This window comes from Sphingopyxis sp. HIX (assembly GCF_001468285.1).
Lineage (GTDB): Bacteria > Pseudomonadota > Alphaproteobacteria > Sphingomonadales > Sphingomonadaceae > Sphingopyxis.
The window spans coordinates 1-19,393 of record NZ_LNSB01000057.1 but is presented as its reverse complement, the minus strand read 5'-3'; the positions used below and the strand labels follow the sequence as shown (position 1 = coordinate 19,393).

Annotated in this window: 16 protein-coding genes; 9 read left to right on the top strand and 7 right to left on the bottom strand. The window is 65.9% G+C overall.

Features of this window, described 5'->3' with window-relative positions; translation table 11 throughout:
* Nucleotides 1-194 precede the first annotated feature (194 nt).
* Together ATE62_RS20580 and ATE62_RS20575 are read left to right on the top strand one after the other, a co-directional pair.
* Nucleotides 195-1,121 carry a hypothetical protein gene (locus ATE62_RS20580; RefSeq protein ID WP_058807523.1) on the top strand — a complete coding sequence of 309 codons (927 nt, stop codon included), beginning with the start codon at nucleotides 195-197 and terminating at the stop codon, nucleotides 1,119-1,121.
* Between the two features lie 9 nt (nucleotides 1,122-1,130).
* A complete protein-coding gene (locus ATE62_RS20575) occupies nucleotides 1,131-2,765 on the top strand; it encodes a ShlB/FhaC/HecB family hemolysin secretion/activation protein (RefSeq protein ID WP_058807524.1) in 1,635 nt (544 codons plus the stop codon).
* 2 nt (nucleotides 2,766-2,767) lie between these two features.
* On the opposite strand, the gene ATE62_RS20570 is transcribed toward ATE62_RS20575, so the two are convergent.
* Entirely contained in the window at nucleotides 2,768-3,202 is a 435-nt protein-coding gene (locus tag ATE62_RS20570) for a hemerythrin domain-containing protein (protein ID WP_197411639.1), read from the bottom strand.
* A gap of 232 nt (nucleotides 3,203-3,434) precedes the next feature.
* On the opposite strand from ATE62_RS20570, the gene ATE62_RS20565 reads away from it, so the two are divergent.
* From ATE62_RS20565 to ATE62_RS20555, 3 genes are read left to right on the top strand one after another with little or no spacing between them, the layout of a single operon-like run.
* Nucleotides 3,435-4,601 (top strand): PepSY-associated TM helix domain-containing protein, encoded by a 1,167-nt coding sequence (locus ATE62_RS20565; RefSeq protein WP_058807526.1) that lies wholly within the window; start codon nucleotides 3,435-3,437, stop codon nucleotides 4,599-4,601.
* Nucleotides 4,598-4,777 carry a hypothetical protein gene (locus tag ATE62_RS20560; RefSeq protein ID WP_058807527.1) on the top strand — a complete coding sequence of 60 codons (180 nt, stop codon included), beginning with the start codon at nucleotides 4,598-4,600 and terminating at the stop codon, nucleotides 4,775-4,777. Before ATE62_RS20565 ends, ATE62_RS20560 begins: the two co-directional genes overlap by 4 nt.
* Before the next feature lie 19 nt (nucleotides 4,778-4,796).
* Complete coding sequence (locus tag ATE62_RS20555; protein WP_058807528.1) at nucleotides 4,797-6,977, top strand: TonB-dependent receptor; 2,181 nt, start codon at nucleotides 4,797-4,799, stop codon at nucleotides 6,975-6,977.
* 155 nt (nucleotides 6,978-7,132) lie between these two features.
* On the opposite strand, the gene rutA is transcribed toward ATE62_RS20555, so the two are convergent.
* Genes rutA through rutB form a run of 4 tightly spaced genes read right to left on the bottom strand, consistent with a single transcriptional unit; the run spans nucleotide 7,133 to nucleotide 10,084 of the window.
* Complete coding sequence (gene rutA / locus ATE62_RS20550) at nucleotides 7,133-8,191, bottom strand: pyrimidine utilization protein A (RefSeq protein ID WP_058807529.1); 1,059 nt, start codon at nucleotides 8,189-8,191, stop codon at nucleotides 7,133-7,135.
* Between the two features lie 3 nt (nucleotides 8,192-8,194).
* Nucleotides 8,195-8,980 (bottom strand): pyrimidine utilization protein D, encoded by a 786-nt coding sequence (gene rutD / locus ATE62_RS20545; protein ID WP_058807530.1) that lies wholly within the window; start codon nucleotides 8,978-8,980, stop codon nucleotides 8,195-8,197.
* Nucleotides 8,973-9,356, bottom strand: coding sequence for a pyrimidine utilization protein C (gene rutC / locus ATE62_RS20540; RefSeq protein WP_058807531.1), 384 nt, complete (start codon nucleotides 9,354-9,356; stop codon nucleotides 8,973-8,975). The genes rutD and rutC overlap by 8 nt, the downstream gene beginning before the upstream one ends.
* A gap of 2 nt (nucleotides 9,357-9,358) precedes the next feature.
* Nucleotides 9,359-10,084, bottom strand: a complete 726-nt coding sequence (rutB, locus tag ATE62_RS20535) for a pyrimidine utilization protein B (protein WP_058807532.1) — start codon at nucleotides 10,082-10,084, stop codon at nucleotides 9,359-9,361.
* Between the two features lie 135 nt (nucleotides 10,085-10,219).
* Between rutB and ku the strand changes: the two genes are divergently transcribed.
* From ku to ATE62_RS20515, 4 genes are all read left to right on the top strand, one after another.
* Complete coding sequence (ku, locus tag ATE62_RS20530) at nucleotides 10,220-11,095, top strand: non-homologous end joining protein Ku (RefSeq protein ID WP_058807533.1); 876 nt, start codon at nucleotides 10,220-10,222, stop codon at nucleotides 11,093-11,095.
* A 1-nt stretch (nucleotide 11,096) separates the two neighbouring features.
* Complete coding sequence (ligD, locus tag ATE62_RS20525) at nucleotides 11,097-13,601, top strand: DNA ligase D (RefSeq protein ID WP_058807534.1); 2,505 nt, start codon at nucleotides 11,097-11,099, stop codon at nucleotides 13,599-13,601.
* Between the two features lie 368 nt (nucleotides 13,602-13,969).
* Nucleotides 13,970-15,730 carry a hypothetical protein gene (locus ATE62_RS20520; RefSeq protein WP_156420492.1) on the top strand — a complete coding sequence of 587 codons (1,761 nt, stop codon included), beginning with the start codon at nucleotides 13,970-13,972 and terminating at the stop codon, nucleotides 15,728-15,730.
* A complete protein-coding gene (locus ATE62_RS20515) occupies nucleotides 15,727-16,368 on the top strand; it encodes a DUF5675 family protein (protein ID WP_058807536.1) in 642 nt (213 codons plus the stop codon). The genes ATE62_RS20520 and ATE62_RS20515 overlap by 4 nt, the downstream gene beginning before the upstream one ends.
* A gap of 5 nt (nucleotides 16,369-16,373) precedes the next feature.
* Here the strand turns inward: ATE62_RS20515 and ATE62_RS20510 are convergent, their stop codons facing one another.
* The gene (locus ATE62_RS20510; protein ID WP_058807537.1) at nucleotides 16,374-16,940 is read right to left on the bottom strand and encodes a pseudouridine synthase; all 567 of its coding nucleotides are present in this window, start codon (nucleotides 16,938-16,940) and stop codon (nucleotides 16,374-16,376) included.
* Nucleotides 16,941-17,068: 128 nt separating this feature from the next.
* Nucleotides 17,069-18,901 carry a translational GTPase TypA gene (gene typA / locus ATE62_RS20505; protein ID WP_058807538.1) on the bottom strand — a complete coding sequence of 611 codons (1,833 nt, stop codon included), beginning with the start codon at nucleotides 18,899-18,901 and terminating at the stop codon, nucleotides 17,069-17,071.
* Between the last annotated feature and the right edge of the window lie 492 nt (nucleotides 18,902-19,393).

The following is a 19,393-nucleotide window of genomic DNA, read 5'->3' as shown; positions in this document are numbered from 1 at the left end:
TAGCCGGGCGGCTCGCCGAAAAAATGAGAGTTAATAGTGTAACCTTCATTCGCGCGAAAAAGTGGGCGTAAACTGCCGAGTTCTATATTTAACAACCTCGATCAATAGATATTAACTATAAGAAAACAGGAACTAATTCTTCTAATCAAGCTTTCCGCGATTGAGGGGGCGGAAACGCTTGAAGGAGGATTTCGATGCCTTTGTCTCGCCCTGTATTTCGCACATCCCACCTCATCCTGATTCCCGCGGCGCTCGCGCTGGCCGCCTGCGAATCCTCGGGCCACTACCGCGTCGGCGGCGTCGGTCCCGGCGGCGCGACCGGCACCGTCGGTCCGGCCGGCCCCGCGGGCCCGACCGGCGCAACGGGTCCCGCCGGTCCGCAGGGCCCTGCCGGTCCCGCGGGCGCCAACGGCGTCAGCCTGGGCAATGCCGGCGCGCTCGCGGTCGGCGGCCTCGTCGGGCCCGGCGGACTCGCGGGCACCGGCCTGCTCGCCAACACCGGCGATCCCCGGGCTACCAACCCCGTCATCTCGGGCGTGCTCATCAAATCGGGCAGCCTGGTCAATGTCGTCGCCGACAAGGGCCTGCTGCTCGCGAGCGCGGTCGACGGCAAATTGCCGGGCAGCACCCCGCTGGTCGGTACCGTCATCGGCGTCGTCAAGGCGACCGGGGTCAGCCTGGTCCAGACCGGCGAGGGCAAGCAATATCTGGTCGACGGCCTCGCCGCCGCGCCGGGTCAGCTGATCAACGCCACGATCGGCAAGGCGACCGTCGTCGGTTCGCCCGGTGCTTCGCCGCTGATCGGCGCGAGCATCCTCTCGCCCGGGCAGAAGACCGGATCGCTGCTCACCGTCGGGGTCGGCAGCAACGGCCAACTCGTCACGCTCGGTCAGGGCAATGGCTCGCTGCTCGGCGGGCTCGGCAGCCACGGCACCGGCAATGCCGCCGGCCAGCCGACCGCGCTCGTCGGCAATCTCGTCACCGGGGTCACCGGCAAGCTCGGCGAGATCAAGGGCACCCCTGCGGGCGGCAGCAGTGCTGGCGGCGCCAATGTCGTCACCGGACTCACCGGCACGGTCACCGGGGCGCTCGGCGGCCTCGGCAAGCCCAAGGGCCAGTGAGCCCGCGCGATGCTGTATTCGCATCGCTTCTGTGCGGCGGTCGCGGGGGCCTTGGCCCTCGCCGCCGCCACGCAGGCGGCCCAGCCCGCCGCCAATCCGCTCGGCGACCGCGCGCCGCTGTCGCCCACCAGCGACCGCCGCGACCCGCTCCCCGATCCCAAGGCGCCGCCGCTCGCGACGGGCAAGGTCGAACTCGGCGCACGCCCCGACGTGACGATCCGCGAGATCCGCTTCGTCGGCGCGGGCGTGCCCGTCAATGTCGCCAAGGCCGCGCAGAAATTCATCGGCAAGCCGGCATCGGCCGACAATCTGGCAAAACTCGCCGCGGCGATGACGAGAGCCTATAACCGCTCGAGCGTCGCGCTCTTCACCCTCGCCATCCCCGAGCAGGATCTCGCGGGCGGCATCGTCACCGTCGCCTCGGCCGAGGGTTATATCGCGAGCGTCACATTGAGCGGCGAGAGCAAGGGCGGCCCCGCGCCGCTGATCGCCAGAATGGCCGCGCCGCTGCCCGGCGCCGGGGCGCTGCCGCGCCGCCGCTTCGAACGCGCGCTCGGCAATATTGGCGACATCCCCGGGGTGACCGTCACCCCCAGCCTGTCGCTCGGCGCCGATCCCGGCGCGGTCGCGCTCGATCTCGCGATCGACGCCAAGCGCCCGACGATCGGTTTCGGCTTCACCACGCGCACCAGCCCCTTCGTCGACGACGGCATCGTCGAAGCCAATGCCAAGGGGTACAGCCTGCTGCGCAGCGGCGACGAGACGCGCATAAACGGCGCCGCCGCGGTGAACCTCAGGTCGCTGCTCTACGCCTCGATCGCGCATTCGACCCCGCTCGGCGCCGATGGCACGCGCGCCGAAGTCTCGCTCGCGGCGCTGCGCACGCGGCCCGAGGGGCTCGCGGTCGACGGCGATGCTTGGAGCGCGGGCGCGGCGGTCAGCCACCCGGTGGTGCGCGGCACGCGGCGTAATGTGACCGCGACGGTGCGGCTCGACTGGCTCGATTCGAAAAACGCGCTGTTCGGCTCGACCCTAGCCGCCGAAAGGACCTGGACCGCGAACGCCGCGCTCGCCTTTCGCCTGACGGAGGAACGCACCAGCCTCGGCGCACGGCTCGCGCTCGCCAAGGGGCTGGGCTTCGGCGGCGCGCGTGTCGATCCCGCGGTCGGCGAAGAAGGCTTCACCGCGCTCGACGCCGGGGTCGAGGCCAATCAGGCGCTCGGCAAGCAGGCGGTGCTCCGCCTCGCCGCGACCGGGCGCTGGACCGGCGACCGCGTCCCCGCGGCGCAGCGCTTCAGCGTCGGCGGCGCGAGCTTCGGCCGCGCCTTCGACGACGGGCTGGTGAACGGCGACCGCGGCGTCGCGAGCGTCGCCGAACTCGCGTGGCGCCCGCTCAAGCAGGGCCGCTTCGCGAAGAGCGAAGTCTATGGCTTCGCCGACTACGCCGACGTCACCCTGCTCGCGCGGCCGCTCCAGCCGCGCACCGATTTCAGCCTCGGCAGCTGGGGCGGCGGCGTGCGCCTGTCCTATGCCGAGCGCGCGAGCATCGGGGTCGAGGTCGCCGACGCATGGGACCAGCCGGTGGCGGGTTTCGACCAGGGCTGGCGCGTCGCTTTCAACTGGACGCTGTCGCTGCGCCCCTGACCTCAGTGGCGCGCCACGCGGCGGGCCATGGGCTCTTCATATTGCTCGGCCGCGGGATAGAGTTCGTCCTCCTCGCGCTCGATGCGCATCGCGATCGCGTCGAGCACCGCCTCGGTCTCGGCGCAGAAACCCGGCCAGTCGGCGGCGACGCGCTCGGCCGACCAGCGCGCGTCATAGGCGGCGAACTCGTCGGCGATATGCCCCATCTCGAAGATGAACTCGCGCGCCAGTCGCGCCAGTTCGGGATCGCCGCTCGCCTTCAGCCTTGGATATAGCGCCCAATCCTCGCATTTCAGGTGGCGCACCAGCGTTTCGCGGAACATGCCGCGCACCGAGGCGAGCTCGGTCGCGCGCGGCGGATCGGGTTCGGCGACGAGCGTCATCAGGAAGCGCGACAGCGTGTCGAGCGCCGCATGTTCGGCGCGCAGTCGCTGCATTTCCTGCGCCATGTGCATAGGGACCGCCGATCGTCGAGTGGTCCCTCCTGTTCAGCCATAGGGCGACGCTGTGAAAAGAAGGTTAACTGGTCCTTGCCCCGCATGGCCCGATCGATGGCATGGATGGCCCGAACGATGGGGTAGAAAGCCCGAAAAAGCTTGCCAATCTGGCTATATTCCCATAGTCGCGCTATTGATAATCTTTCGCAATAGCTCTAGGCGCGCCTACTTCATGCAACGGTCGACCATCCGGACGTGGTTCCTGATCCACAAATGGACGAGCATCGTCTGCACCGCCTTCCTGCTGATGCTGTGCATCACCGGCCTGCCGCTGATCTTCCACGACGAGATCGATGCGCTGACCGAGGAGACACCGGCCTATGGCATGCCTGGCGTCGGGTCGTCGAGCGAGGCGCCGGGGCTTCGCCCGCTCGACGCGATGCTCGCCAAGGCGCTCGCCGCGCGCCCCGGCGAGGTGCCGGTGTTCATGGCCTTCGACAACGACCAGCCGTCGATGACGATCACCACGGCGCCGCGCCCGGACTCGCCCGCCAGCGACATGACGATCCAGCTGTTCGACCGCTCGACCGGCGCCGCGACCGGGGCGGTGGACGAGAATGGCGTGATGCATTTCATCCTCGAGCTCCACACCGACATGTTCCTCGGCCTGCCGGGCATGCTCTTCCTCGGGCTGATGGGGCTGTTCTTCGTGGTCGCGATCGTCTCGGGCGTGGTCCTCTACGCGCCCTTCATGAAGAAGCTCGAATTCGGCACGCTGCGCACCTCGCGCAGCACGCGGCTCAAGTGGCTCGACTATCACAATCTGCTCGGCATCGTCGCGCTGGCGTGGATGACCGTCGTCGGCGCGACCGGGGTGATCAACGCGCTCGCGACCCCGATCTTCCAGTACTGGCAGATGACCGAGCTCGCCGCGATGACCAAGGCCTATGCCGGCAAGGGCGCGGTGCCGCCCGCGCGCTACGGCTCGATCGACAAGGCGATGGCCGCCGCGCGCGCCGAAATCCCCGGCAACAACCCGCAGTTCATCGCCTTCCCCGGCGGCGCGTTCAGCAGCAAGCATCACTACGCGGTGTTCTTCCAGGGCGACACGCCGCTCACCGAAAGGCTGCTCACCTCGGCGTTGATCGACGCCGAGACGGGGGAATTCACCGACGCGCGCCCGATGCCCTGGTACGCGCAGGCGCTCGCGCTGTCGCAGCCGCTCCACTTCGGCGATTATGGCGGGCTGCCGCTCAAGCTATTGTGGGCGATACTCACGCTCTTCACGATGATCGTGCTCGGCTCGGGGCTCTATCTCTGGCTCGGCAAGCGCCGCAGCGGCACCGACGCAATCGTCCGCGAGGTCGAGAGCGGCGGCGACCTGGTGCCCGCCGAATGAGCACGCGCCGCGGCCTCCGTTCGATCTTCCGGGTCCCGCTGCTGCTCGCGCTGATCAGCATCGCCGGGCTCGTCGTCGCGCTCACAGGCGACGGCTGGCGCGACGGCGCGTCCTGGGCCGCGCTCGCCATCCCCATTCTCGCCGTCGGCTGGGCGATGACGGCCCGCCGCACCTGATCTTCTGAAAGGACCATTCATGACCAAGTTTCAAACCCGCATTGCGATCGGCCTCGCCGCCGGCACCGCGATGCTCGCCATCGCCGCCCCTGCCATGGCGCAGGACGATGCCGGCGACGAAGAGATCCTCGTCACCGCGCAGCGCAACAACCAGACCAAGGTCACCGGCGGCGGAGATGTCGGTGTCTTCGGCACCAAGCTCGCCGAGGACATTCCGTTCAACATCCGCAGCTATAATGAGGCGCTGATCCTCAACCAGCAGCCCGACTCGCTGGGCGAGGTGCTCGAGAACGACCCGACGATCCGCACCGCGCTGGGCTTCGGTATCGCGGGCGAGGTCTTCGTCATCCGCGGCTTCGACCTCTCGTCCGACGACGTCGGCTTCGACGGCCTCTACGGCATCACCCCGCGCCAGATCGTCGCGCCCGAACTCGTCTCCTCGGTCCAGGTGATCAACGGCGCGAGCGCTTTCCTCAACGGCGCCGCGCCCGGCGGCAGCGGCATCGGCGGCAGCGTCAACATCCTCCCCAAAAAGGCCGAGCGCGACGTCATCCGCGGCACTTTGGGCTATACCTCGGCATCGCATTTCTCCGGCGCGGTCGACGTCGCGCGGCGCTTCGGTGCCGATCAGCAATGGGGCCTCCGCCTCAACGCCTCGGCGCGCCGCGGCGACATCGCGATCGACGACGAATTCCACTCGAGCTACGTCCTCGGCGCGGTGCTCGATTATGACAATGGCCCGCTCCGCGCGGCATTGAGCCTCAACTACCAGCGCTTCAACCAGAGTTACTGGCGCGGTCAGGTCGGTATCGGCGCGGTCGTGCCGCGCGTTCCGGAAGCCGACACCAATTATTCGCAGCCGTGGAGCCAGATCCTGACCAAGGACTATTTCGGCACCTTCAGCGTCGAATATGACCTCTCCGACCAGGCGATGCTCTATGCCAAGGTCGGCGCGCGCGACGGGCGTGAGGATCAGACGACCGCGAGCATTACGGTCAGCGATGCGGTCACCGGCGCCGCGTCGGGCGCGGGGTCCTATGTGCCGCGCGAGGACAATAACGAAGCCGCGACCGCGGGCATCCGCATCAAGCTCGAAGGCGGCGGGGTCAGCCATGAGATCAACGCCGGCGCCTCGGTCAGCTGGCAGCTCAACCGCAACGCCTATGACTTCGCCGCCACCGGCTATGCGACCAATCTCTACGATCCCGTGGTCGCGCCGGCACCGACCCCCGGCGGCTTCGTCGGCGGCGACTTGGACGACGTTTTCCCGATCGGCCGTAGCCGCGTGTCGAGCGTCTTTGTCTCGAACACGCTCGGTTTCTGGGACGACCGCATTCTGCTTACCGGCGGCGTCCGGCTGCAGGAGATCAAGACGACCTCCTACAGTTATTTCGGCGGCGCGCGCAGCGGCGGCTACAAGGAATCGGCGGCGACCCCGGTCTTCGGGCTGGTGGTCAAGCCGGTGCAGGGGCTGTCGCTCTACGCCAACCGCATCGAAGGCCTGATCGCAGGCGCGACCGCGCCGGCCGGCTACGACCACGACAATTTGCCGGGCACCCTGCCGCTACCCGTCGTCAACGCCGGCGCGGCGCTTCCCCCGGTGAAGTCCACGCAGTACGAGGTCGGCGGCAAGCTCAATTTCGGCCGCTTCAACGCCGGTGTCGCGCTGTTCCGCATCGACAAGCCCAACAGCTTCGTCGATCCGGTCACCATCGTCTTCGGCAATTATGGCACCCAGCGGAACAAGGGCGTCGAGATCACGCTCGACGGCGAACCCGTCGACGGCCTGCGCATCATCTCGGGCCTCACCATCCTCGACGCCAAGCTGCGCCGCACCGAGAATGGAGTGAACGAGGGCAATGACGCGGTCGGCGTGCCCGAACTGCTCGCCAACGCCAATGTCGAATGGGACCTGCCATTCCTGCCCGAACTCACGCTCGTCGGGCGCGTGGTCCACACCGGCAAGCAGGCGGTGAACCAGGCGAACACGCTCGAACTCGGCAGCTGGACGCGCTTCGACCTCGGCGCGCGTTACGTCGCGCTCGTCGGCGAGACCCCGCTCACCCTGCGCTTCAACGTCGATAACGTCGCGGACAAGCGATACTGGGCGACCGCGTACAACGCGTTCAGTGCGTTCGGCGCGCGGCTGCTCCAGGGCGGCCCGCGCACCTTCAAGGCCTCGGCGTCGATCGAATTCTGATCAGCGCCCAAAGCATCGTGCGTTAAACGAGCATCGCTACCCAAGCCCGTTCGCCCTGAGCTTGTCGAAGGGCCGCTCTTTCTTTCCCGCGCCGAAGAAAAGGACGGTCCTTCGACAGGCTCAGGACGAACGGTTCATGTTAAACGCACGCCGGTCTAGCGGCGGCTTTTCATCAGGGGCTGGATGCGCGTGCCGAACGCCTCCACCCCCTCGATGAAATCGTCGAAGGTCAGGAGCACGCCGCCGGTGTTCGGCACCTCGGCCATCTCGTCGAGCATGAGCGCCACGCTTTCGTAGGAGCCGACCAGCGTCCCCATATTGATGTTCACCGCGCCCTCGGGCGCGGCGAGCTGGCGGACGTTGGTGGTCTTGTTGTGCTTGTCGGCGGCGCCCTGGTCCATCAGCCACGAGATGGCGGCGACGTCGACCCCGTCGTTGTACGACTTCCACTTCGCGTGGGCTTCCTCGTCGGTTTCGGCGGCGATGATCATCACCAGCACGAACACCGACACGTCGCGCCCCGTCTTCGCGGTCGCTGCGGCGAGCCGTTCGTTGTTGAAGGCGAACGCCGTCGGCGTGTTCACCCCCTTGCCGAGGCAGAAGGCATAATCGGCCCATTGCGCCGAGAAGGCGAGCCCCTCGTCCGACGAGCCCGCGCAGATGATCTTCATATCGCCCTCGGGCTTCGGCCGCACCAGACAGTCGTCCATCTGGTAATAGTCGCCCTTGAAATCGCTCCGCCCTGTCTCCCACAATTCGCGCAGGATGCGGGCATATTCGCCGAGCATCTGGTAGCGGTTGCGGAAATGCTCGTCGCCCGGCCACAGCCCCATCTGGCTGTACTCGGGGCGCTGCCACCCGGTGATCAGGTTGAGCCCGAAGCGCCCGTGGCTGATGCTGTCGATCGTGTTGCACATGCGCGCCGCAAAGGCCGGCGGGATCACCAGCGTCGGGCAGGTCGCATAAATCTTGATCTTCTCGGTCACCGCGGCGAGGCCCGCCATCAGCGTGAAGCTCTCCAGCCCATATTCCCAGAATTCGGTCTTCCCCCCGAAACCGCGCAGCTTGATCATCGACAGCAGGAAATCGAGGCCGTGCTTCTCGGCGCTCTGCGCGATCTGTTTGTTGAGGTCGAAGGTCGGCATATATTGGGGCGCGTTTTCGCTGATCAGCCAGCCGTTGTTGTTGATGGGAACGAATACGCCGACTTGCATGGCCTATCTCCTGAAAAAATCGATCAAATCCGCGCTGACCGCCGCCGCGTCGGTGATGTTCACGGCGTGGCCGCCCCATCCACGCTCCACGCCCTGGGCTTGCGGTATCAGCGCCTGAAGGCGAGTCGAATTGAACGACGGCACCAGCAGGTCGTCGCTGGCACAGTAGAGAAGGACCGGAGCCGCAATGTCGCCGGCCCAATTGCGGCAGTCGAACATCCGCGCGGCCGCGATACGTTTCTCCATCGTCGCATCGCCGGGCCAATGCTCGAGTTGCATCGCAGCCTCGGCCCGCAGGTCGGCATCGCGTTCCGAGAGCCAGTCGGGCGGGAACAGGAAAAGCGGCTGCGCTTCGAGATAGGCCGCAGCGCCCGCCGTCCGCAGCAGCGTCAAACGCACGTCGAAGCAACGCGCTGTTTGAGGATCGAGGCTCGCCCAGCCGTTGATGATTGCGATCCGGTCGACGCGTTCCGGCGCGGCCCGCGCTGCCTCGATCGCGGCCATGCCGCCGATCGCATGGCCGCAGACGTTCGCCGCTGACACACCGAGCGCATCCATCAATGCAATCATGTCCGCGCCGAGATCGGCTAATGTCACGATATCGGGCAGCGCCCGGTCGCTGCGCCCCGTGCCGCGATGGTCATAGGCGATGACGCGGAAATGCTCGGCCAAGGCGGCGATGTTCGGCGCCCAGTAATTCGCCGACCCGCCCAGCCCCGACGACAGGATCAAGGGCGGCGCATCCTCCGCCCCGTGGATTTCATAATAGAGGCCCGCCGCCTCAGCCAATGTGCGCGACGCTCGCGATCTCGACCAGGCAGTCGGGCTTCACCAGCTCGGCCTTGATGCAATAACGCGCCGGCTTCGCGCCCGGGAAATATTCGGCGTAGACGGCGTTGAACGCCGCATAATCGGCGAAATCCTTAAGGAAGATATGGTTCATCGCGACGTCTTCGAGCGTCGCTCCGGCGGCCTCGAGCGTGATCCGGATGACGTCGAGCACATGCCGCGTCTGCGCCGCGGCGTCGCCGACGTGGAGCACCACCCCGCCCTCGCCGAGCGCGAGCACGCCCGAGACGTAGACGGTGTTCCCCGCCTTCGCGCCGGCCGAATAGGGCGCGATCGGGGTCGGGAATTGCGGCGGGTTGATCGGTTCGAAGGCCATGCTTACTCCTCTTGCGGCCGCTGGCCGATGCTGCCGCAGAAATCGGCGACATTGCTCACCCAGCCAAAGAATTTCTCGACATTATAGACGGTCGCGTCGCGCACATAATCGGGGCCGAGGTGATGCGTCGCATCCTCAATCATCACCGCAAAATATTCGAGATGGAAGGCGTCGCGCAGCGTCGATTCGACGCAGACATTGCTCGCGATGCCGACGAAGACGATCGTGCGGATGCCGCGCGAGCGCAAGCTGCTGTCGAGCTGCGAATTGAAGAAGGCCGAATAGCGCGTCTTGTGCAGGCGGATATCCCCCGGCTGCGGCGCCAGTCCCTCGACCAGTGCATAATCCCAGCCGCCGCGCGCCAGCAATTGCCCCGCGAGTTCGGGCCGCGCGCGCATCGTCTTGAGCGCGTTCGACTTGTGCCAGTTGGGCGACCCCGGCCCGCCCGCCTCGACATAATCGGCGTCCCAGCCGTTCTGCAGATAGACGACCGGCATGCCCGCCCCGCGCGCGACGTCCAGCACCTGCGCGATCCGCCCGACAACGCCTGCGGCGCCCGATATGTCGAACCCCGCGAGATCGACATAGCCGCCCTTCGACGCATAGGCATTCTGCATGTCGATCACGACGACCGCGGTGCTCGCCGGGTCGACGATCAGCGGCTCGGGCCGCGCGGGCAGCGTCACGCCGGGGCGTCCCTTGGGTGCCGTGTCGACCGCCGTCGTCATGCCTGCCTCCCTCGCATCGAGTCCGGCAGCTTCCCCCAAAGCCCGTTCCGATGCAAGCCGTCCTGCTGCGCCGCAGCACGGGAACCGCAGCCGCGCCCGATCATTTGGACTCGCATAACCGCGAAAGGGACAGCCATGGCCGCACGCGCCTATTGGAAGGGACAGATCCGCCTCGCCCTCGTGTCGATCCCCGTCGAAATCTATCCGGCGACCAAGTCGGGCGCCGCGATCAGTTTCCGCCAGATCCACGAACCGAGCGGCAAGCCGGTCAAATATGAAAAGGTCGTGCCCGGCATCGGCGCGATCGACACCGACGATATCGTCAAGGGTTACGAGACCTCGAAGGGCAATTATGTCCTGCTCGACGAGGAGGAGATCGAAGCCGTCAAACTGGAGAGCAAGCGCACGCTCGAACTCGTCCAGTTCGTAGACGCGGGCGAGATCGACATCCTCTATTACGCCAAGCCCTATTATGTCGTCCCCGCCGACGAGCTTGCCGAAGAGGCCTATATCGTGCTGCGCGAGGCGCTCCGCAAATCGAAGAAGGTCGGGCTCGGCCAACTGTCGGTGCGCGGGCAGGAGCAGCTCGTGGGCCTCCGCCCCTGCGGCCGCGGGCTGCTGCTCGAAGTGCTGCGCTACGCCGACGAGGTGAACAAGGCGGCGAATTATTTCCGCGACGTCGGCAACGCCAAGCCCGACGCCGACCTGCTCGACCTCGCCGCGACGCTGATCGACAAGAAATCGGGCAAGTTCGACGCCAACGATTATCACAATCATTATGTCGACGCCTTGAAGCGCGTGATCGCCAAGAAGGCGAAAGCCAAGGGCAAGCGCGTGCTCGAGGATGTCGAGGAACCCGCGCCGGTGTCACGCGGCTCGAACGTCATCGACCTGATGGCGGCGCTGAAAGCCTCGGTCGACGGCAAGAAGAAGGCGCCAGCTACCGAGGAGAAGAAGGTGCCCGCGAAAAAGGCCCCGGCGAAGAAAGCCTCGGCGCGCAAAAGGGCGTGACATGGCGCGCGCCGATCCCCTTGCCCAATACAACGCCAAGCGCGATTTCAAGCTGACCCCCGAGCCCGCGGGCAAGGTCGCCAAGGGAGCCGGCAACCGCTTCATCGTCCAGAAGCACGACGCGACGCGGCTCCACTACGACTTCCGGCTCGAGGTCGACGGCGTGCTCAAGAGCTGGGCGGTGACCAAGGGCCCGAGCGCCGACCCCGCCGACAAGCGCCTCGCCGTGCGCACCGAAGACCATCCGATGAGCTACGCCGATTTCGAGGGGGTGATCCCCAAGGGCGAATATGGCGGCGGCAGCGTGATGCTGTGGGACCGCGGCACATGGGCGCCGGTCGAAGGCAAGAGCGCGAAGGATATCGAGAAGGGCCACCTCCACTTCACCCTCGAAGGGACACGGATGAAGGGCGAATGGCTGCTCGTCCGCATGAAACCGCGCCCCGGCGAAAAGCGCGAGAATTGGCTGCTGCGCAAGGTGAACGATGCCTATGCGGGCGGCAGCGACGACCTCGTCGGGCGCCAGCTGACGAGCGTGCTCACCGGCCGCACCATGGCCGAAATCGCGGGCGACACCGGCGGCGAGCAATCGCTGAAGGGCGCCAAGGGCCAGGCCTTCGCGAAGAAGATGGCCGCCGCCGCCGCGCACAACCGCCAGGTCGCCAAGGCCAAACCCAAGGGGAAGCCCCCCAAATTCCGCCCTCTCCAGCTCGCGACGCTCGTCGATGCGGTACCCACGGGCAACGGCTGGTTCCACGAGATCAAGTACGACGGCTACCGCGCCGAAATCGCCGCCGCGGGCGAGGACGTGCGCGTCTACACGCGGGGCGGCCTCGACTGGACCGACAAATTTGCCCCGCTCGTCCGCAACATCGCCGCGCTCGATCTCCCGCCCTGCCTGATCGACGGCGAGATCGTCGCCTATGGCCAAGACGGCAACCCCGACTTCTCCTCGCTGCAAGCTGTCCTCAAACGCGGCCATGGCGCGCAGGACGAGGGCACCGCCCTCCACTTCTTCGCCTTCGACCTCCTCGAAGCGGACGGCAAGAGCCTCGCCAAACTCGGCAATCTCGAACGCAAGGAACGCCTCGAAGCGATGCTTCGCGACGCCCAGCCCCCCATCGCCGTCGCCGACCATGTCATCGGCGCGGGCGAAAAACTCTACGCGGCCATGTGCGGCGCCGCGCAGGAAGGCATCATCTCCAAACGCGCCGACGCGCCGTATCTGGGCCGCCGCACCAAAAGCTGGGTCAAGGTCAAATGCACCCGCCGCCAGGAGTTCGTGATCGTCGGCTGGAACCCGTCCTCGACCAAGGCGCGCCCCTTCGCCTCGCTCCTCCTCGCACAGCGCGAGAAGGGCGAACTCGTCTACAAGGGCAATGTCGGCACCGGCTTCGACGCCGCGACCATGGCCGACCTCGCCAAGAAATTCGCGCCGCTCGAACGCAAGACCGCGCCGCTCGACATCGACCCCGCGACCGCGCGCAAGGTCCACTGGCTCAAACCCGATCTCGTCGCCGAAATCGCCTTTGCCGAGTTCACCGCGAGCGGCTCGGTGCGCCACGCGAGCTTCCTCGGCCTGCGCAGCGACAAGGAGGCAAAGGACGTGAAACCCGAAAGGCAGCAACCCGCCCCGCAGCCCGCCAGCGACGTGACGATCAGCAGCCGCGACCGCATCATCTTCCCCGAGGCGAAGGCGACCAAGGGCGACCTCGCCGACTATTATGCCGCGGTCGCCCCGCTGATGCTCCCCCACGCCGCGCGCCGCCCGATCAGCCTCGTCCGCTGCCCGCAGGGCCGCGCCAAGAAATGTTTCTTCCAGAAGCATGATTCGGGCTCGTTCGGCGACCATGTCCACCATGTCCCGATCCGCGAGAAGGACGGCGGGCACGAGGATTATCTCTACGTCGACGACGCCGACGGCCTGCTCGCCTGCGTCCAGATGGGGACGATCGAATTCCACGGCTGGGGCAGCCACGTCGGCGCGCTCGAAAAGCCCGACCGCATGGTCTTCGACCTCGATCCCGACGAGGGCCTCGCCTTCGCCGACGTGAAGAAGGCCGCGACCGACATCCGCCGCCAGCTCGCCGACATCGGCCTCATCAGCTTCGCGATGCTCTCGGGCGGCAAGGGCGTGCATGTCGTCGTCCCGCTCGATCCCGGCCACAGCTGGGACCAGCACAAGGATTTCTCGAAACGCTTCGCCGAGGCGCTCAGCCTCGCCGAACCCGACCGCTTCATCGCGACGATGAGCAAGGCCAAGCGCAAGGGCAAGATCTTCATCGATTACCTGCGCAACCAGCGCGGCAGCACCGCGATCATGCCCTATTCCGCCCGCGCCCGCGAAGGCGCCCCCGTCGCGGTCCCGATCGGCTGGGACGCACTCGCCGAGGTGACCAAGGCCGGGGCGTGGACGATCAAGGACGCGGACCAACTGCTCGAGCGCGCCGCGGGAGCCGACCTCAAGGGCTGGGGCTTCGCGAACCAGACGCTGCCGGACTTTTAGCGCCGGGGCGCCCGAGCGGAACATTGTCGGCGGCGGTATAGAGCGAATCTCAGCAATCGTGTCCTGAACCACTGCGGCGAACCCCCATCAGCGTGGAGTTTTCTGGCCCATACTGCCAGAACTGCGGCCTACCGTCGAAGCTGTGCGGCTTGATCATTGACAGCAGGAAATCGAACCCATTCTCTTCGGTAACCGGAAGCCCGCTGGATCGATTGACATCTTTTGCTTTTCCATCGCATGATCAGCGCACTTAGGGGGCGAGGCACCGGCGATGGACGTTCGGCCAACGAACGTTGACGGTCGTGGGTTGTTCGACGACAGTCCCCAAGGAGCGGTCGCATCGACAATTCTTTCGGGGAAACACAGTCATGCCTGCTGCTTTTTTGCGATCACTTGCTTTGCTCGGAACCGTTGCTCTCGCCCTTTCCGCAGCGTCGGCGGCGGCTCAGGTTCCGCCCAATTCGAAGCAAATCAGGGTTACGCATTTCGTTTATCCTTCGGGACCTGGTAAATGGGCGACTTATGAAGTGATCGGCTTCGCGCAGCCGCTCAATGCAGGCGGCGCGGGCGTAAAACCCAAGGCCTACCTGATGCCATCGCTCAGCGTACCCGTGAAAGGCGTAACGTATGCCGACGTAAATGGACTGACCTATACGCCGACCAATTGCACGACGCAGCCTGCGCGATCGATTACCATTGCCGTCCGCGTCACTTCCGCCCTGCCGACCGAGATGCAGAAGGTTGCGGTCGGCGCCGCGCTCGCGGGGACCAACGCCGAATATTATCGCGTGCCGTGGACCGTTGACGCTTTCGGGAACCCCGTCATGTGGCAGGGCGCGATAGGCGTGCCCGCGATCCAAGCTGCGGTGGGCCAAATCTACAATTATGATCAAGCGGAGGTCAGCAAACAGGCGGCCCACGCAAATCAATATGGTCTCTACGACGTTTCGCTCGCGACGCTCAATGAGCTCAACCTGGATTTGATCGTCGATGGCGAAGTCGCCGCAACGCAAAGCTACAATGGATCACTCATCGGAAATGACGCCGCACCGCTGAAGCTGACGCTACGAAGCCCCGACATCTTCACCTGCAACAGGATCGTCGCCGGCGATTATTCGGTCGTTGCGCGCTATCGCTTCAACGACACTCAGACGGCGACAATTAACGCGCAGTTCGATGTGACCGAATCGCTCAACCAGTTCATTGAGGAAACGCAGAAGGCGACGACCAAATCTAAGTCATCGGGGTGGAAGGTTCTCGGCATCGGCAGTCGCAAGTCGAAAATCAAGCGGTCGCTCGAAACGACGATGACCGTCGACGGCAGCGCCAACACGATCGAAAACACCACCATCGTGATGAATGACGCCAATGATGCAATGATCGCGGAATTCGAGAATGTCTTCTTTCCGCAACTGAGCAAGGCGAACGTCGTCACGAACCATCTGGCGGCGGCCGCCGAAGCTGCGCAGGCGAACAATCCGGCGCTCGCCAAGGCACATACCGATTATGCGGCTGCGCTCACCAACGGCAGCGAGCATTTGGAAACCGATGCCGTCGGCGCCGCAGCAGCGCTCGCCAAGAAGGACTATGCGACCTTCCTTGCGAAAGGTGTTCGCGCATCGAACAACAATGACACGCGGACCGACAATTTTCGCAGGACGGTCAGCATCGACTTTACCCAGACCGAGATGCAGGCCTGGAACCAAGCGCGATCGGTGACCAAGGAGCGCGAGACGTCGATGCCAGTGACACTGGCAACGAAGCAGCGGCGGGCGCCCTCGCTCGGCATCTACAGCGGCAATGCCTTCAGCTATAACTCCCTGCAGCCGATATATGGATGGGAACAACGCACCGGTCTCCTCGTCGGGGGCTTGCCCCCGACAGGCGCGCTATCGGTCGGGGGTGTCATCCCCGGCATGATAATCATGCGCATCGATGGCCAACCGGTACAGAACCTGTCCGACGTCGATGCCGTCCTGAAATATCTGAGCCCCGGGACGCAAATCCAGGTCGAGACGCTGGAAAATACGGGCGGATGGATGAACCCGGTTACACCCATATGGGGAACGAACAAGACCCACACCGTCATCGTCGGCAGCTATCCCGTTCGTCAAGAACCGAACGAATGATCTCGCGGCGCGTGATCGTCGTCGCCCTTGCCGGCGTAGCAGTCTCGCCGGTCGCTTTCGCACAACCGACGCTCCGGCCCGTCCGCCTGCTTGTCGTGCGGCGGCCGGCAAACCTGCCATCCAGCAATTGTGCGGCGCCGTGCATCCGCGGTTCGGTCTATGACGTCGGCGACGTCCAAGGTCCGATCGCGCCCGCGGCGATCTTCACCAGCCATCGTACACCCATTTGCGACGTCATCGAGCGCCCTTGGGCGGGGAACGCGCCCAGCATAAGCGCGGTGCCGAAAGGCGTCTATGCGGCGAAGATCCGGACCGATGCCACCAAACCGTGGATGGAAACGACTCCATCCCGGGCTTGGCGGATCGAGATATCGGGCGTTCCCGGCGGCCGTTCGGCGATCCAGTTTCACTATGGCACCGACGTGAAGTGGTCAGAAGGCTGCTTCATCGTCGGGCGCCTCCTGGATGCATCGACGGGCGGCGGGATCGGCGCCAATTATTGCAAAGTCGAGGGCGCAGACGACGCTTTGGCCGCATTGCGCAGCGCGATCGAAGGACCCGGCAACGACCGAACGCGGATCGAGGTCACCGTTGCCGACAGCACGGACCTGTTCGGCAGCGGCGCGACGACCTGCTGATCGAGCTAGCGAAACTTTTCGGCCGTCCGCCACTCCCCCAGTCCCAAATCCCCAATCTCCCATCCCCCGATGCGCCAGCGTACCAGCCGCAGCGTGGGAAAGCCGACCGCGGCGGTCATGCGGCGGACCTGGCGGTTGCGGCCTTCGGTGATGGTGAGTTCGAGCCAGCTGTCGGACACGCTCTTGCGATAGCGGACCGGCGGGTCGCGGTCCCACAGGGCCGGCGGGTCGATGCGGCGGACTGCCGCGGGGCGGGTCGGGCCGTCGTTGAGGGTGACGCCGCGGCGGAGTGCTTCGAGCGCGGCTTCGTCGGGTTCGCCCTCGACCTGCGCGAGGTAGGTCTTGGGCATCTTGTGCTTCGGTGACGAAATCCGCGCCTGCAACGCCCCGTCGTCGGTCAGGATCAGCAGGCCTTCGCTGTCGCGGTCGAGCCGGCCCGCGGGGTAGACGCCGGGGATGTCGATATAGTCGGACAAGGTTGCGCGCGGGCCGTCCGCGGGCGCGGTCATGCCCTTGTCGGTGAATTGCGACAGGACGCCCCAGGGCTTGTTGAACAGGATCAAGCGGGCCACGCGCGGTCCTCTTCAGCTACCTCGTCGCCCCCGCGCAGGCGGGGGCCGCTGGCGGTTTATGCAGCAGCGAAGGGCAAGGCCGATCGCCCCCCCTGCGCGGGGGCGACGATCTGCTTTCGTCGCCAGCGTTACGCCATTTCCTTCTTGCGCGACGCCTTCTTGCGCTCGTGCGGGTCGAGCAGCGCCTTGCGGATGCGGATGTTCTTCGGGGTCACCTCGACCATCTCGTCGTCGTCGATATAGGCGATCGCCTGTTCGAGCGTCATGCGCTTCGGCGGGGTCAGGCGGATCGCGTCGTCCTTGCCCGTCGAACGGAAGTTGGTGAGCTGCTTCGACTTCATCGGGTTGACCTCGAGATCCTCGGGCTTGGCATTCTCGCCGATGATCATGCCCTCGTAGAGCGCCTCGCCGGGCGAGACGAAGAGGATGCCGCGTTCTTCGAGCGGGCCGAGCGCGTAGGCGACGGCTTCGCCATTGCCGTTCGAGATGAGGACGCCATTCTTGCGGCCCTCGATCACGCCCTTGTACGGGCCATATTTCTCGAACAGGCGGTTCATGATGCCGGTGCCGCGCGTGTCCGACAGGAATTCGCCGTGATAGCCGATCAGGCCGCGCGACGGGCCCGAGAAGGTGATGCGCGTCTTGCCGCCGCCCGACGGGCGCATGTCGGTGAGGTCGGCTTTCCGAACCTGCATCTTCTCGACCACCGTGCCCGAATGTTCGTCGTCGACGTCGATGACGACGGTTTCATAGGGTTCGGTGCGCTTGCCCGCCTCGTCCTCGCCATAGAGGACACGCGGGCGGCTGATGCCGAGTTCGAAGCCCTCGCGGCGCATCGTCTCGATCAGCACGCCTAGCTGGAGTTCGCCGCGGCCCGCGACGTCGAAGCTGTCCTTGTCGGCGCTTTCGGTGATGCGGATCGCGACATTGGTCTCGGCTTCGCGGAGCAGGCGGTCGCGGATCATGCGGCTCGTCACCTTGCTGCCCTCGCGGCCCGCCATCGGGCTGTCGTTCACCGCGAAGCGCATCGACAGCGTCGGCGGGTCGATCGGCTGCGCGGCGATCGGTTCGCTGACGCTGGTGTCGGCGATGGTGTTCGCGACGGTCGCGTTGGTCAGCCCCGCGATCGCGACGATGTCGCCCGCCTTGGCTTCCTCGACGGGGACGCGGTCGAGCCCGCGGAAGGCGAGCAGCTTCGACGCGCGGCCGGTCTCGATCACCTTGCCGTCCATGTCGATCGCGTGGATCGGCTGGTTGACCTTGACCGTGCCCGACTGGACGCGGCCGGTCAGGATGCGGCCGATGAAATTGTCGCGGTCGAGCAGGGTCGCGAGGAAGGTGAAGGGCGCGTCTTCGGGCAGGCCCGGTTCGGGCACGTGGCGGACGATCGTCTCGAACAGCGGGGTCAGGTCGCCCTCGCGCGCGTCGGGGCTTTCGGAGGCATAGCCGCCGCGGCCCGAGGCATAGAGGATCGGGAAGTCGAGCTGTTCGTCATTGGCCTCCAGCGTCAGGAACAGTTCGAACACCTCGTCGAGCACTTCGGCGGCGCGCGCGTCGCTGCGGTCGATCTTGTTGACGACGACGATCGGACGCAGGCCCAGCGCGAGCGCCTTGCCGGTGACGAACTTGGTCTGCGGCATCGGGCCTTCGGCGGCGTCGACGAGCAGGATGACGCCGTCGACCATGGAGAGGATACGCTCGACCTCGCCGCCGAAGTCGGCGTGGCCCGGGGTGTCGACGATGTTGATGCGCGTCATGTCGGCGCCCTCACCCCATTCGACGCTGGTGCACTTCGCCAGGATGGTGATCCCGCGTTCCTTTTCGAGGTCGTTCGAATCCATCGCGCGTTCCTCGACGCGCTGGTTGTCGCGGAACGTCCCCGACTGGCGGAAGAGCTGGTCGACGAGGGTGGTCTTGCCATGATCGACGTGCGCGATGATGGCGATGTTGCGCAGAGACATGCGAAAAAGAGCCTTGGATGGGAGGGGGCGGCACATTGCGCCGCGATCGGGCGCGCCCGTAGCAGAAGGGGTGTTGCGGCGCAACAAGATAGCCGGGCATCCGGCGTTTCCCCGTGGCCGCGGGATCGGGTGGGCGGTTTCAATTTTTTCCCGCACAAAACCACGAAGCCACAAGGAGGGCGCGTCCCGCACGGCGGGGCGCCATGTTTCGCCCAGGATCATGCGCGGGTTGGGCCGATATGCAGGTTCGAATGCGTAGGCCCCTTTGTGGCTTCGTGGCTTTGTGCGAGTCTTTCTGTCGTGCGCCGGCAGTTTACGGCCTGTTCGGAGTGGCATGCGGCGGGCGCCGGATTTGGTTCGCGCGAAGACGCGAAGGCGCGAAGAGGACGTGGGCGATCCGGATGGCGGTTTCGGGGTGGTGAGCGGACGCGCTTAATCCTCCCTGCGGCGTAGCCGTGGGGAGGGGGACCGCCCGCAGGGCGGTGGAGGGGT

Coding starts and splice junctions, on each gene's coding strand:
- rutC (WP_058807531.1), bottom strand. CDS start 9,356: ATGGCCTTCGAACCGATCAACCCGCCGCAATTCCCGACCCCGATCGCG.
- ligD (WP_058807534.1), top strand. CDS start 11,097: ATGGCGCGCGCCGATCCCCTTGCCCAATACAACGCCAAGCGCGATTTC.
- ATE62_RS20560 (WP_058807527.1), top strand. CDS start 4,598: ATGAGCACGCGCCGCGGCCTCCGTTCGATCTTCCGGGTCCCGCTGCTG.
- ATE62_RS20575 (WP_058807524.1), top strand. CDS start 1,131: ATGCTGTATTCGCATCGCTTCTGTGCGGCGGTCGCGGGGGCCTTGGCC.
- ATE62_RS20515 (WP_058807536.1), top strand. CDS start 15,727: ATGATCTCGCGGCGCGTGATCGTCGTCGCCCTTGCCGGCGTAGCAGTC.
- typA (WP_058807538.1), bottom strand. CDS start 18,901: ATGTCTCTGCGCAACATCGCCATCATCGCGCACGTCGATCATGGCAAG.
- rutB (WP_058807532.1), bottom strand. CDS start 10,084: ATGACGACGGCGGTCGACACGGCACCCAAGGGACGCCCCGGCGTGACG.
- ku (WP_058807533.1), top strand. CDS start 10,220: ATGGCCGCACGCGCCTATTGGAAGGGACAGATCCGCCTCGCCCTCGTG.
- ATE62_RS20565 (WP_058807526.1), top strand. CDS start 3,435: ATGCAACGGTCGACCATCCGGACGTGGTTCCTGATCCACAAATGGACG.
- ATE62_RS20520 (WP_156420492.1), top strand. CDS start 13,970: ATGCCTGCTGCTTTTTTGCGATCACTTGCTTTGCTCGGAACCGTTGCT.
- ATE62_RS20570 (WP_197411639.1), bottom strand. CDS start 3,202: ATGCAGCGACTGCGCGCCGAACATGCGGCGCTCGACACGCTGTCGCGC.
- ATE62_RS20555 (WP_058807528.1), top strand. CDS start 4,797: ATGACCAAGTTTCAAACCCGCATTGCGATCGGCCTCGCCGCCGGCACC.
- ATE62_RS20580 (WP_058807523.1), top strand. CDS start 195: ATGCCTTTGTCTCGCCCTGTATTTCGCACATCCCACCTCATCCTGATT.
- rutA (WP_058807529.1), bottom strand. CDS start 8,191: ATGCAAGTCGGCGTATTCGTTCCCATCAACAACAACGGCTGGCTGATC.